The sequence below is a fragment of the Microcoleus sp. genome (genome assembly GCF_041354475.1).
Taxonomy (GTDB): Bacteria; Cyanobacteriota; Cyanobacteriia; order Cyanobacteriales; family Microcoleaceae; genus Microcoleus.
In genome coordinates this window covers 1-13219 of sequence record NZ_JBGJZU010000119.1, presented here as the reverse complement: position 1 = coordinate 13219, position 13219 = coordinate 1, and the positions used below count along the sequence as shown (strand labels likewise).

General features: G+C 45.8%; 11 protein-coding genes. 7 read left to right on the top strand and 4 right to left on the bottom strand.

All coding sequences use genetic code 11. The features are described from left to right. Positions 1-248 precede the first annotated feature (248 nt). The 3 genes from ACBR23_RS27255 to radC all read right to left on the bottom strand — a co-directional run bounded on the left by ACBR23_RS27255 (position 249) and on the right by radC (position 1936). Positions 249-470, bottom strand: coding sequence for a zinc ribbon domain-containing protein (locus ACBR23_RS27255; protein ID WP_371118191.1), 222 nt, complete (start codon positions 468-470; stop codon positions 249-251). A gap of 72 nt (positions 471-542) precedes the next feature. Further along, positions 543-887 (bottom strand): DUF1815 family protein, encoded by a 345-nt coding sequence (locus tag ACBR23_RS27250; RefSeq protein WP_341731728.1) that lies wholly within the window; start codon positions 885-887, stop codon positions 543-545. A gap of 317 nt (positions 888-1204) precedes the next feature. Continuing rightward, positions 1205-1936 carry a DNA repair protein RadC gene (gene radC / locus ACBR23_RS27245; RefSeq protein ID WP_341736616.1) on the bottom strand — a complete coding sequence of 244 codons (732 nt, stop codon included), beginning with the start codon at positions 1934-1936 and terminating at the stop codon, positions 1205-1207. Positions 1937-2253: 317 nt separating this feature from the next. On the opposite strand from radC, the gene ACBR23_RS27240 reads away from it, so the two are divergent. Both ACBR23_RS27240 and ACBR23_RS27235 read left to right on the top strand, forming a co-directional pair. Then, positions 2254-3270: a succinate dehydrogenase/fumarate reductase iron-sulfur subunit gene (locus ACBR23_RS27240; RefSeq protein ID WP_371118190.1), complete on the top strand. Its 1017-nt coding sequence runs from the start codon at positions 2254-2256 to the stop codon at positions 3268-3270. A gap of 219 nt (positions 3271-3489) precedes the next feature. Continuing rightward, a complete protein-coding gene (locus ACBR23_RS27235; protein WP_341736614.1) occupies positions 3490-4005 on the top strand; it encodes an acyltransferase in 516 nt (171 codons plus the stop codon). A 271-nt stretch (positions 4006-4276) separates the two neighbouring features. Here the strand turns inward: ACBR23_RS27235 and ACBR23_RS27230 are convergent, their stop codons facing one another. After that, entirely contained in the window at positions 4277-5989 is a 1713-nt protein-coding gene (locus ACBR23_RS27230) for a zinc metalloprotease HtpX (protein ID WP_371116980.1), read from the bottom strand. A gap of 174 nt (positions 5990-6163) precedes the next feature. Between ACBR23_RS27230 and ACBR23_RS27225 the strand changes: the two genes are divergently transcribed. The 5 genes from ACBR23_RS27225 (at position 6164) to ACBR23_RS27205 (ending at position 11900) form a co-directional block, all read left to right on the top strand. Beyond that, a complete protein-coding gene (locus ACBR23_RS27225) occupies positions 6164-7444 on the top strand; it encodes a glutamate-5-semialdehyde dehydrogenase (RefSeq protein ID WP_371120103.1) in 1281 nt (426 codons plus the stop codon). 165 nt (positions 7445-7609) lie between these two features. Beyond that, complete coding sequence (locus ACBR23_RS27220; protein ID WP_371120104.1) at positions 7610-8518, top strand: LD-carboxypeptidase; 909 nt, start codon at positions 7610-7612, stop codon at positions 8516-8518. Positions 8519-8697: 179 nt separating this feature from the next. After that, a complete protein-coding gene (locus ACBR23_RS27215) occupies positions 8698-9462 on the top strand; it encodes a hypothetical protein (RefSeq protein WP_371116983.1) in 765 nt (254 codons plus the stop codon). Between the two features lie 439 nt (positions 9463-9901). Then, the gene (locus ACBR23_RS27210) at positions 9902-10366 is read left to right on the top strand and encodes a BON domain-containing protein (RefSeq protein WP_371116984.1); all 465 of its coding nucleotides are present in this window, start codon (positions 9902-9904) and stop codon (positions 10364-10366) included. 325 nt (positions 10367-10691) lie between these two features. Then, positions 10692-11900 (top strand): general stress protein, encoded by a 1209-nt coding sequence (locus ACBR23_RS27205; protein WP_341736607.1) that lies wholly within the window; start codon positions 10692-10694, stop codon positions 11898-11900. The last annotated feature ends 1319 nt before the right edge of the window (positions 11901-13219 follow it).

The following is a 13219-nucleotide window of genomic DNA, read 5'->3' as shown; positions in this document are numbered from 1 at the left end:
CTTGATGAGGCCATCTTCTGACCATCGGGCAAGGGTTCTGGGGTTAACTCCCAAAGCGTTAGCTGCTTCTCTTGGTGTGACATACGGCATGGCATTCTCGTGGAAGAATACTTTTGATTTTATCTGATTTTGTCCGTTATGTCTACTATGTCCGTTGAAGTCGTGTAAACTGCCTTTAGGTCACACGTCTCAAACCACTTAGTTAGAAGTCACTCAAAGGAATCTTGTCAGTAGAGTTGCTGACGGTGTTACGCTGTACATCCCTGGACAAACAGGGCATACGCGATCGCAATACTTTCGCTATTGATAGCTAAAGCAAAGGAGCCGTCCCTCAAAGCTCGGATCATAATGTTCCGAGCGCCGCCCCAATCTCGGTCATGTTCGTGACCGCAGTTAGGGCATTTAAATGTTTTAGAGCCACCTAATTTATCATAAACCGATCGCTCCGCAACTTCTGGCCTTCTCAACATACTCCCTGGGGAGTGGTTGGCAGCAGGGAAGCATAGACTTTCGCTGTCGGCTCCTTCGGATAAAAGCCATCGCTAGACTCGTTGGGCCGTAGCCAAAGTAGCTTCCGAAGGTTGGATATGGTACTTGACGAGATTTGCCAGTTCTTGTAACTGACTAATCGCTTCTGCACCTTCTAGTTTCATCAGTTCCCGATCGTCCCGCATCTCAGTCCAAGTAATACCATAATCTGACACTAAAAATCGAATCAGATGATTATCCGTCAAACTGACCATAAATGAGGCACTGTTCATCTGACCCCCGCAAGTGTAGCAGGATGCCAGATAACCCCGATGCTCTAGCACGATCGCTAAAGCTTGGAGGTTCATTACCAAATCTTGGACGAATTTACGGTGTTGTTCTGCAAGTCTCAGAAACACAGTTTTTCTCCTATCACCACGCCGTTTATTTTATACCCAATTTCATAATTTCTTAATGATTGGGTCCCTAGGTGCTGGTACAGTATACGTTCAGTATGCTAGAAAAAAATCAAATTAGCGATCTCTTCAGCCCAGCATTACTAGATTAACCCAGTTGTGTTCTCCACGGAGTATCAGCAGCGACATTCAGATCAAACACTCTGCCACAGAGCGCTCAAGCCACAAAATTTGCCTTCTGTAATCGGTGATTCAGCCATTGAATCACCCAAAGATACAAATAACTAATGATAGTTATGTAGTTAGTTAAGTAGAAAATGTCAATCTCCCTGGGGATACTCGTCCCAAAGAGTTGTAGTCTGTCGTAAGCTCCGAAAATCGCCATTTCCCAAAATCAAATGATCTAACAAGGGAATACACAAAAACTGGGCGCCAGCCAGCAACTGTCGTGTCAAAGCAATATCCTCCGGGCTTGGTTCCAGATTTCCCGACGGATGATTGTGGGAAATAATCGCCCTGGTGGCCCCTTGACGGATTACCTCCCGAAAAATATCCCTAGGGTGAGCCAAAGTCTCCGTCGCAGTGCCGATGGTAATTACCTGAGTTCCCAGCAGCCGATTTTTTACATCCAGCAACACCACAGCAAAACGTTCCTGAGACTGCCACATCAAATCCTGACTCAGAGCAGCCGCAGCCGATTGGGGAGAGTCAACAATTGCCAAATCCGGTGGCCGCGACTGAAACACCCGCTTACCCAATTCTACCGCAGCCAAAATCCCCGTCGCCTTAGCAGGACCAATCCCGTGAATCTGGGTCAACTCCTGCACGCTAATATCCCGCAGCACAGCCAGAGGGTCTCGTTGGTGCTGGCTCAACTGATTTAAAATATATTGTCCCAACCCCACAGCCGAAAGCTTGCCCTTTCCCTGCCCAGTACCGAGCAGAATCGCAATCAGTTCCGCAGTCGCCAAACTTTTTGGGCCACTAGCCATCAAGCGCTCCCGCGGCCGTTCACTTGTCGGTAAATCGACAATTCTCAAGCTGTAAGTCATCGAATTTTAGATTTGAGATTTGAGATTTGAGATTGAACCTACAGATGAATCCAGGGGCTTGTGGTCAGGATGCTAGGTTTTTCTAAGTGTCTAGGGCCGCGGACGCACCAACATTGCAAGCTCAACCAAGTTCCCATATTAGCCGATCGCTCTCTCTGTTAAAATCAGTGCGATCGCCTAAAAAACCCCCATAAATTGACCAAGGCTGTGCGGAATTTACGGCGGTTTTGGATAAATACTTACATTAAATAATTAATAGCTTTTTAAATAACCAAAAATTTCAGCTTAAAATATACGAAAACTTCCTAGCCGAAACTATGCAAGTCCGTTTTAATGTAGTTCGCCAAAATCAAAACGAGCCTCCCCGCGTTCATACTTACACCCTAGAGGTAGAAGAAAGCAATACTATCCTCGACTGCCTCAATAGCATTAAGTGGGAACAGGATGGCACCTTAGCCTACCGCAAAAATTGCCGTAACACAATTTGTGGTAGTTGTTCCATGCGGATTAATGGTCGATCGGCATTAGCTTGCAAAGAAAATGTTGGCAGCGAACTCGCAAGACTTGATAAAATAGCTAATTTCAGTTCGGCAGAAAAACCAACCGATTTCATCCCAGAAATTACGATCGCCCCCATGGGAAATATGCCCGTAATCAAAGATTTGGTCGTAGATATGACCAGTTTTTGGGACAACCTGGAAGCCGTTGACCCCTATGTCAGCACTTCCGGGCGAGCAGTGCCAGAACGCGAATTTCTGCAAACACCAGAAGAGCGATCGAAACTCGACCAAACAGGCAATTGCATCCTCTGCGGCGCGTGCTATTCTGAGTGCAACGCCCGCGAAGTCAACCCAGAATTTGTCGGGCCCCACGCCCTAGCCAAAGCTTATCGCACCATCGCCGACTCCCGCGATAGCGATACAGAAAATCGCCTGGAAAAATATAACCAAGGCACCGAAGGCGTTTGGGGATGTACCCGTTGTTACTACTGCAACTCGGTTTGCCCCATGGAAGTTGCGCCGATGGATCAAATTGGTAAGATTAAACAAGAGATTCTCGATCGCAAAGATGACCAAGCCAGTCGATCGATTCGCCACCGCAAAGTCTTAATCAATCTAGTCAAAGAAGGTGGCTGGATAGACGAGCGTAAATTTGGCATCGAAGTAGTAGGAAACTACTTCCGCGATGTCCAAGGTTTATTAAGTCTCGGCCCCTTGGGTTTAAGAATGATCGCTCGCGGCAAATTCCCCTTATCCTTTGAGAGTTCAGAAGGTACTAACACCATCCGAGATTTGATTGAATCAGTTCAAAGTTTAGAAAAATCAACAGATTAACTGTTTGTTGTCATGTTTTGGTAAAATTGCCTAGTTGGAGATTCTGGGGATGAGATAACAGGTAGATACCTCGTATTTCCCATCCTCAATCCCTGCTCTCGATTTTAAAGAAGCGTAAATGTGGTGAGACTTCCCCGAAATTTTGCTTTGGTTTGGCATCGAGCCAGCCAAAAACTCGTTGTTTTGGGAGAAATCTAAGAGTAAATAAGGAGTTTGACAATGATCAAAAAAAAAATTAAGCTGCTGGTAATTAAAATTTACGATAAGTTATTTTCCAAAATAGGAAATTTGGCGATCGACAGATACATGGAAACCCGCTTTCTATTCAAATACTTGCTTTACGGGAATGAAGACCGTTTGCAAATAGCAGAAACTGCGGTGATTAACAATGCTACTTTTAATACAATCTCCGGCGACATCAAAATAGGAGAATATGTATTTTTTGGACTGAATGTTTCAGTTTTAACAGGAACCCATGATTATAACAAGTTTGGTCGTGAAAGACAAATCACTGTTCCAGGCTTTGGCAGAGATGTCATCATCAAAGAAGGAGCTTGGCTGGCTAGTAATGTGACGGTGATTGGTCCTTGCATCATAGGAGAGCATTCAGTAGTAGCTGCTGGTTCCCTAGTGAATAAAGACGTAGAGCCTTATAGTATTGTGGCGGGAATACCTGCGAGAGTTGTCAAAAAAATCGACCCCCCTTCCAATAGCGATCGCACTTTCTCTGAATAATATTACGGAGTTTCATGTCTAGCATTGAATTATTTCAATGTACATACGATAGCAATAGCCCTGCTTCAATTCGCTCTCAAAGATGCAATCTGAACCGAACACCTTTAGTCAATTTTATCCTACTTTCAGTATTAGGATTGCCACTCTGCCTCTTGAGTGCTTATATTTTTCATATAATCTTTGAGAAACCATTCATGAGCAACTAAACTAAAAAAGCCAAATACCAGCACCCCGACTTAGGGAAAAAGTCGGGGTGCTAACAGAAGACAAATTACAGAAATAGCGATGCAATACCGATCGCGATCGCCCCAATAGCCAATAACAAAGACCAGAAGCGGTGATAACTATTAACCGTCGTACCGCTATCGCTTTCAAGCTGAATTAAATCCATCCAAGGTGCGACACCACGGCGGAACCAACCCAAAGCCTTAACATCCATCCCAATCAAACTTTTCACCCGTTTCATCCCAAACAGAAAATTACCAATCGGGCCAAAACGAGAAGCATAACGCAGATAAATCATCCCGGTTCTATCTTGCAATTTCAAATCAGAACCGAAAGCATAACCAGCATCACCGCGACCAATTAATTCGCCCTGAAGTTTCGCAGGTTGACCCCGCAAAGGACTAGCATAGGGGTCAGACATTAAAGTTAAAACATCCAAACTCTCTGCTTGGTTGTATGTAGGGAACATCACCAAAGTCTTCAGGAAAATCCCCGTACCCAAACCAATTAAAGGACAGGCAATCATCATCATCGGATTGGCAGCCGACAGGGAAATTCCGATCGCAAAACCCACAGACAAACCGACAATTTCTGCACTGTAAAGCAGCAAATCCAACACAAAATTGCCGTACAATTTCCGCTTGCTCAAATTGTGGCCTTCGCCGACAATCCTGCCCATATCAAACTCAGTATCTAAGCCTAATTGTTCCGCATAAGTGCTCAAAGCGCGAACTCGTTTACCAGTCAGCGGGTGAGTCGAATTCAACTCCATCCACCAAGCCCAAGGATTAAACATATCCCACAAAAATACCCGCCCGATCTTTTCTGGTTCCGAAGAAATCCGGTAAGCAGTGCCTGTAGATGTGGCAGCTTTGGCATCGTAAATGCCTAAAGCGCGAGTTCCTTCTAATAAGCGGCTGGGTTCTGTTGCCCTTTGTCCTTCTTCCAAAATTCCGTAAGCAATTTTGACTAAAGCGCGGGACAAAGCATTGGGGTTGCCAGTAGTTTCAGCAGCAAAATGGTCAGCAAAATATTCCCTGGTGCGCGACAAGTATAGTAACAAATAAGTGCCGACAATGTAAAACAAATAAGCCACAGCCGCTACGGAACTGGCCGCATCTTTCACTTTTTCACCACCCCTATTGCCGAGCCTGTGAGCGGTAGTGTAAATTAAATAAGTAATCTGCACTAAAGTCGAAGCTAAAGTCATGACTGCAAAATCCCAGTGGACGATGTGACCGAGTTCGTGGGCGTAAACAGTGGCAACTTCATCGTCATCTAAATAGGTAAAAAGACCTTCACTGACAACGACGCGAGCGCTGTTGGGAAAGGAACCGTAGGTAAAAGCAGTGGGGTTTTGGTCGTCGATAATTCCTAACCGTGGTTGCTTCAATTTGTGCTGCTGACAAACTTTCTGAATAACTTTCGCTGTTTCAGGACTTTTGTCTTCAATTTCTGCTAGGGAAACCCAGCGAGTATTGTAAAGCCAGTTTTGGGTTAAGTCCATTAACCAAGGTGAGAGGAAAAAAGCGGCGATGTTGAAAATCAGGGTAATGGGAAGTGCGATCGCCAATCCGGTTACTGGATCGGGACTATTGATAATCAAAACTGCCGCTAAGGATAAGGCTAACACCATACCTAATAGCAGGGTGATGGTGACACCGGAAGCTAAAACGAGATTTCCTCCCGTTTTTTGTACCAGCTTAACACCAGCTTTGGCAGCTCTTCCTGTCTTGTGTAAACGGGATTGAGAAGACATAATAATCTCCAAAGGTTATTTTAAAATAGGAATGTCCGTCAGGCTTTGTATCTACTTCACTGTTTTAGCCTGTAACTTCGGAATGTTGTACAGATTCTCAACAAAAGTATAGAATTTGTTCTAGTTTTGTTAAAATAGAAACTGAGTATAATAATTTTTTGACAAGTTACTGTTATGTCGATCGCCCAAATTGCCCAAACCACCCGCCAAGCTGCTAGAAAGTTAGCCGTTTTGTCCGCGGATGCCAAAAATCAAGCCATTGAAGCTATTGCTAAAGCTTTAGAAGTTGCTGCGCCCTCCATTGTGGCGGCAAATGTGGCAGATTGCCAAGCCGCTCAGGCCGAGGGCATTGCTAAACCGTTGTACGATCGCCTGAAGTTGGATGAGGTGAAGTTGAAAAGTGCGATCGCCGGTGTGCGCGACGTTGCCAAACTGCCAGACCCGATCGGTGTCGTGCAAATTCACCGGGAATTGGATGCAGGATTGATTCTGAAGCGCGTTACCTGTCCTTTGGGCGTTTTAGGAATTATTTTTGAAGCCCGTCCTGAAGCTTTAATTCAGATAGTATCCTTGGCAATCAAATCAGGAAATGGCGTAATTCTCAAAGGTGGCAAAGAGGCAGTCCGTTCCTGCGAAATCTTGACAAAAGTCATTCAACAAGCTTTAGCAGAAACCGTAGTCAATCCCCAAGTTGTGCAGTTACTAACCACGCGGGAAGAAACAATCGAATTGCTAAAGATGGATAAATATATAGATTTAATTATTCCCAGAGGCTCCAACTCTTTTGTCCAGTTCGTGCAGGAAAACACCAGAATTCCCGTCTTGGGACACGCCGACGGAATTTGTCATTTGTATGCAGACCAAGCTGCGGATATTGACAAAGCAATCTCGATTGCCGTCGATGCCAAAACTCAGTATCCCGCAGCCTGTAATGCCATTGAAACTATGTTGGTTCACAGTGCGATCGCTCCCAAATTTTTGCCTCTAGTAGCCGCAGCTTTGCAGGAGAAAAAAGTCGAACTGCGGGGAGACGAAAAAACTCGTGAAATCTTGGATATTGCCCCAGCTACAGAAACAGATTGGTCTACAGAATATAGCGATTTAATTTTGTCAATCAAAATAGTAGATTCTGTGGAAGCAGCAATTAATCACATCAATACCTACGGTTCCCGACACACAGATGTAATTGTCACCGAAGATAGCGAAGCCGCCGAAACCTTTTTAGATCGAGTAGATGCCGCCGGAGTTTATCACAATTGTTCCACTCGATTTGCCGATGGTTTCCGCTACGGTTTTGGTGCAGAAGTGGGGATTAGTACCCAGCAAATGCCACCTCGCGGGCCTGTTGGTTTAGAAGGATTGGTGACGTACAAGTATCGAGTGGTGGGAGATGGACATATTGCCGCTAGTTATGTGGGAAATCAGTCTCAGAAGTTTAGTCATCAAGATTTGTAAATCCGGGTGCATCTCAATGAGTGCCAATATATTCCTAGGGGCGAAGCCTGACCGCAGTAAATCTCTGGTTATCACTAATAAATTGTCTGCGGTCATGCTTCGCCTATGCAAAATCGGGATTTGTAAATCCTGAGTAATATTAAAATCAAAAATAACCAATCACAAATGAGTAACATAGAATTTCTGCAACCAGGAGATTTGCTCAGAGTAATTTCCCCCAGTGGTACTTTGCGAGAATTAACTAACTTTGAACGTGGTGTAGAAATTTGGAAATCCCGCGGCTATCGAGTTGAATTAAGTCCCGGCTTTGACGGTCGCTGGGGCTATTTGGCTGGTTCTGACGAAAACAGACTCCAACAACTCACAGATGCCCTCAAGGACCCAGATTGTCGCGGTATTCTATGCGTGCGCGGAGGTTTCGGCAGCACTAGACTTTTGGAAACAGGAAAATTGGCAAAAAATACCCAATCGCCATTTCCTGATTCCCATTCTCCGAAATGGCTGATTGGCTTTTCAGATATTACGGCTTTGCTCTGGAATCACGATAAATTAGGCATTTGGGGCGTTCACGGGCCACTGCTGACTACTTTGGGCCTGGAACCAGATTGGTCTGTCGATCGTCTTTTTGACTATGTAGAAGGTCGTCCGTTACCATCTTTGTCTGGTAAGGGATGGGGGGGTCTAAAAGCCACGGGGACGCTGTTTCCCGCGAATCTGACGGTGGCTACTCATTTGCTCGGAACCCCCTATCAACCGGATTTAACCGGGGTGATTCTAGCATTTGAGGATGTTTCAGAGGCTCCTTACAGGATCGATCGAATGTTGACTCAGTGGCGGATGGCGGGGGCTTTTACAGGGGTGCAGGGGATTGCTTTGGGACGTTTTAGTCGTTGCGAGATTGACCCGCAGATTCCCAGTTTTAGTGTAGAAGAAGTTTTGCGCGATCGCCTGGGTGACTTAAATATTCCCATTGTCTCGGATTTACCCTTTGGACACGACGGAGTTAACGCTGCTTTACCAATGGGAATTATGGCCAGTCTCGATGCTGAATCGGGAGTGCTCATTTGCGGCTAAATTCTGAGCGATCGCAGTTTGCAATGGCTAAATAGTCCTGTTGGGTGAGGTTGACACTGGATGACCGAAAGTATATTTAAAATGTAGCCTTTTACCGACCATCCATTACCGCGTTTATCTGTGCAAATGTCGGTGTAAACACAGCCAAAAAAATTAAAAAATTACCCAAAGAGGTGAATATGAAAACAGACAAATTGTTAAAAAATATTACCGCCGCTGTGCTAGTTGCAGGATTAGCACTGACTGGAATTTCCTCCGGTGCTGGGGCTGAACAAATCACCAATGGCGATCGCCTCGACGGAGTAATTCGTCGCACATCCACCATCTACCGCTTCCGAAATATGTGGGTCCCCGGCTCACCAACCGAAGAATTACGCGGTCAAGAATACACTTTCACTGCTAACGAAGGCGATGATATCCAAGTTTATTTAAACACTAACAGAAGTGGCGGTTTTACTCCTGTGATGGTGCTGTTTTATGGGAATAACAAACAAGTAGCTTTTACCCAAGAGACTTCTTTTAATTATCAGATTCCCCGTAGTGGCGATTATCGACTTTTAGTGTTAGCAAAAGATGCTACAAGGGGCGGAAATTATACGTTGGAAGTTTCTGGGATTCAGGGTGACAGAAGGGCTAGGGATTGGCGGGACAACAGGAACAATAACGGGCGCTCCAATCGGAGAGATAATAACAATAGGTACGACGGAGAACAGATTTTGCGAGATGATTTGGGTTTGCGGGCTGTGGATTGTAACCAGAGACGTTCTCTGGTGAGAGTAAGGTTTGATGATGGAGATACGACTTATTGTGCGATACCAACTCGCGATTATCCCCAGGGAGATTATTACTATAACCCGCGCACTAGGAATTTAGATTCGGCTCGGATTGATGATAGCCGAAATCAGTGTCGGGTAGTCGTGGGCGGACAATGCGTCACGAGATAGTTGAGATAGTCCCCAAGAGGCGGGTTTTAGAGATCGTATTTGAGGCGAGCAAACAATCTATAGCCTTTCTCAGTTAGGTGGGTACTAGGTAATGGGTAATGGGTAATGGGGCATGGGGCACTTGGGCTCCAGCGTTGTCGAAGTATGGGCCATGGGGCACTTGGGCATTACCAATTACCAATTACCAATTACCTATTACCAATTACCCATTACCCATTACCAATTACCCATTACTTCAAATCTATCAAAATTATCCCCATCCTGGCTCGATGATTTTTTTTACTATGTCTAACGACATAGAACAAAGTTACACCTGTAGAGCGATGTAGCTATTTACAAAGATATTTATTATTAAAGATAAGGTTTTTTAAATTCCACCCACAAAAGCCAAACAATCAGTCCTATCACCTAAAACTTACCTGTTGGGTATTCAAATATTATGAACAAAATAACACCATTTTTGATCGGCGGCATTCTTTTATTTGGAGCAGTAGCTTGCAGTGAAGGTGCAAAAACTAGCGCTGATGCTCCTAATTCCGCCACACAAACTGCGGCTAGTCCTCCCGCAGCCGAGACAGTACAAAAAACTCAGGGCGACGCAACTAGCGATGTTCGCAAAGCCCAAGCCAATTCTGATATTAGGGCGCGAGAACAGCGCAACAATGTGACAGGTGGCGATGCCATTAGAGCCGACGGCGACCTCAAAAGTGAAGTGCGCTCTAAGTTGGAAGTCAATATTACGAAAGGTCAGCTAACTGTGGATGCCAAAGATGGGGCAGTTACCGTCGGAGGAACAGTTCCCAATCAACAAGATTTAGCTAAAATTGAACCCTTAGCTAAACAGATTAAGGGTGTCAAAACAGTAAACGTTACGGCAGTTGTTGCCCCGGCTACAGCCAAATAAGCTTCAGTAGTAATACCAAATCAGACTTGAATATCCCCTAGATTTATGAGTCCCCTTCTCCTGGGACTTTTTTTGTTGATCTCAATCCTGGTTACTCAGCATAAAATGAGCAAATTCTTTACTTTTAAATCTCTAATGGAGAGATGGATTTACTCCGTGGAAAACCAGTGAATATCGGTCGGAAGATACAGAAGCAAGTTATGTCCAACGAGCGATGAATTTGTTAGGTAAAAAATGACTTAATTTATATTAATAGCAGCAAACAGAATTTAATTTCTGTAGTTGTTGACAAGTTAAAACTACAATATTTTGAAGGAGAAAAAAAATGGCTTTAGGTCAACACAAACGGGCTGTAGGAGTATTTTCTAATTACCGAGATACTGAACTCGCTCTCATGGAACTACAAAGTGCAGGGTTTCCGATGAATAGAGTTTCGGTAGTGGGCGAAAATCTGGAGGGAGGCAAAATCGCAGGTGCGACTGCGGGTAAGAGTACCGATGACCAAGTTGCCGGTGGCGCGAAAGCAGGGGCGACGGCGGGAGTTGTGACTGGGGGTTTGATTGGTTTGCTCGGAAGCATTGGTGCGCTGGCGATTCCGGGAGTTGGGCCTGTGATGGCTGGGGGAGCTTTGGCAACTTTGCTGGCTGACACTGCTGTCGGAGGCGCGATTGGGGCCGCTGCGGGAGGTTTAGCTGGTGGTTTGGTAGGTTTGGGAGTTCCAGATGACAAAGCTAAAATTTATAGCGATCGCATTTCCCGTGGAGAATATTTGGTATTCGTAGAAGGTACCGATGAGGAAATTGCTACCGCTGAAGGAATTTTCAGTGTCCGGGGTATTCAAGATTGGGGTATTTACGATGTGCCGGTAGACACTCATCGTAAAGCTTCGGGCCGCCACAAGCGCGCTGTGGGCGTATTTTCTACCAGACGTGAGACGGAACAAGCGCTCACAGAGCTTAGAGCTGCGGGTTTCGATATGGATCGGGTTTCGGTCATCGCTAAGGATGCCGACTCTAAGGGCGAAATAGCAGGTATTGATGTCAAAGAGGGCGCGGACAATAAGGCTGATGAAGGTGCAACGAAGGGCGCTCTCACCGGTGGCGCTTTGGGCGGTTTGACTGGTTTGTTGGTAGGTCTGGGCTTGTTGGCCATTCCCGGTATTGGGCCGATTATGTTGGCGGGTGCTGAAGCTACGGCGATTGCGACTACACTGGCTGGTACTGCTTTGGGTGCCACAGCAGGTAGTTTGATCGGAGCCCTAGCTGGTTTGGGAATTCCTGAAGATGAAGCTAAAGCATACAGCGATCGGGTATCTCGCGGAGACTATCTGGTACTGCTCAACGGTAGTGAAGCAGAAGTCGCCAAAGCCGAAACGATTCTCAACAAGGGAGGTGTTCAGAACTTGGGCATCTACGATTATCCCAGCGTGGATAATGCTCGCACTGACTACGGTGTTCCCGGCGCTCCTGGAGTTGAGACCACTCCTCATATTTATGACCCAAATCAGGGTGTTACTAGCAACAGTCGCCTGTAAGTGAACTCAGCTTTTGCGAATAGATATTTAACCGCAAAATCATCTCCCAAGTCGGCAATTTATCTGAAATTGCCGACTTGGGATTTTTTATGGAAAGTAAAAAAAACTGCTTTTCCACAGTGCGATTTGGATTTGTGTCGTGGACTGGGCTAATCCCTGTTCCCGACCAGCCGCTCCACAGTCAAATTAATTCTTAACATTAATTTTTATACACCACATTGGTCATAATTTGGTGTCTGTAACACTCACTACTGCTTACTTGCTAAGGACGGAGTATGATTTAACTAGACGGCATACCTTACAGCAGATATTGCTCGGTTGATCGATCGCGACTATCTTTAAGTTATGGGGCCGCTAATTTCAGCAACTTATAGATGTGAAGTAGTCCAGTCCCACGCGCCGAGTACGGCCTGCGGTGGTCGGCAACTATTAAAACAATATTGTCGTCGCCAGCCCAGATTGAGGGCTCTCGAACAGATTCCCCCAAGGCTTAGGTTGGCAATTGGTTGGATGGAGCAGCCTAATTGCCGTTGGCAAGACCTGCTACAGGAATACAGTTTTCCTGGGAATGCCTCAGCGAAGCATTTGAGAAGCCCAGGAACAGCTATGATGTCCGAGAGTGCGTCTAGTGTCAGGTGTTCTGTTAATTAGAACCGCAAGCGCTCATGGATCGAATCAAGATTAACAGCAAGCACATCAGCGCGGGAGCACGGAAATGGCTCGCGGAGAGTCTTTATGCGAAATTGCAGGCGAGGGATAGCCTGTTGCTTCCTTCGTTTGTGACCGGCTCAGAACTCAGAGGGAAAGAGCCTTCCTGTTGGCTTTCACTGGCACTATGCACAGTGGGGGGAGGTGACACTAGCTGAGCTGACCGGGTGCTGCTGTCACTGGTTCTCGAAGGTATCAAGCAGATGCTACAAGGTAGAAGTGTTTAAGCTCTACTCTCTTGAGGGTTTCTGGGACTAATACATTCGATCGCCTGTAGCAGCAATTTTTCGGGTCAGAATGTGGCCTCTGTGCCACCACCGATACCCCAAATACTCGATCGCTCCTAGGCGCGATCGACAACTACTAAGTATTTTGGTAAATGGTTAGTAGCATTGGTGTCAACTTAAGACTGAAAGCCTTGATAAATGTCGCTTTTACCTAAGTCTAGATCCCCCTAAATCCCCACCCCCCCCTAGCCCCCCCCAAGGGGGGAAGGGGGACTTTGATCGGAATCTTGTCCCCCCCTTCTTAAGGGGGGCTAGGGGGGATCTGGATTTAATAGTCAAACAGCAATCTGTGACTAGGTTTGACGTTAAGTTGACACCAATGGG

Bases quoted from the DNA above. Each gene is read 5' to 3' on its own strand.
- ACBR23_RS27205 (WP_341736607.1), top strand. From the start codon at position 10,692: ATGGCTTTAGGTCAACACAAACGGGCTGTAGGAGTATTTTCTAATTAC.
- ACBR23_RS27225 (WP_371120103.1), top strand. From the start codon at position 6,164: ATGTCGATCGCCCAAATTGCCCAAACCACCCGCCAAGCTGCTAGAAAG.
- ACBR23_RS27230 (WP_371116980.1), bottom strand. From the start codon at position 5,989: ATGTCTTCTCAATCCCGTTTACACAAGACAGGAAGAGCTGCCAAAGCT.
- ACBR23_RS27220 (WP_371120104.1), top strand. From the start codon at position 7,610: ATGAGTAACATAGAATTTCTGCAACCAGGAGATTTGCTCAGAGTAATT.
- ACBR23_RS27210 (WP_371116984.1), top strand. From the start codon at position 9,902: ATGAACAAAATAACACCATTTTTGATCGGCGGCATTCTTTTATTTGGA.
- ACBR23_RS27215 (WP_371116983.1), top strand. From the start codon at position 8,698: ATGAAAACAGACAAATTGTTAAAAAATATTACCGCCGCTGTGCTAGTT.
- ACBR23_RS27240 (WP_371118190.1), top strand. From the start codon at position 2,254: ATGCAAGTCCGTTTTAATGTAGTTCGCCAAAATCAAAACGAGCCTCCC.
- radC (WP_341736616.1), bottom strand. From the start codon at position 1,936: ATGACTTACAGCTTGAGAATTGTCGATTTACCGACAAGTGAACGGCCG.
- ACBR23_RS27255 (WP_371118191.1), bottom strand. From the start codon at position 470: ATGTTGAGAAGGCCAGAAGTTGCGGAGCGATCGGTTTATGATAAATTA.
- ACBR23_RS27235 (WP_341736614.1), top strand. From the start codon at position 3,490: ATGATCAAAAAAAAAATTAAGCTGCTGGTAATTAAAATTTACGATAAG.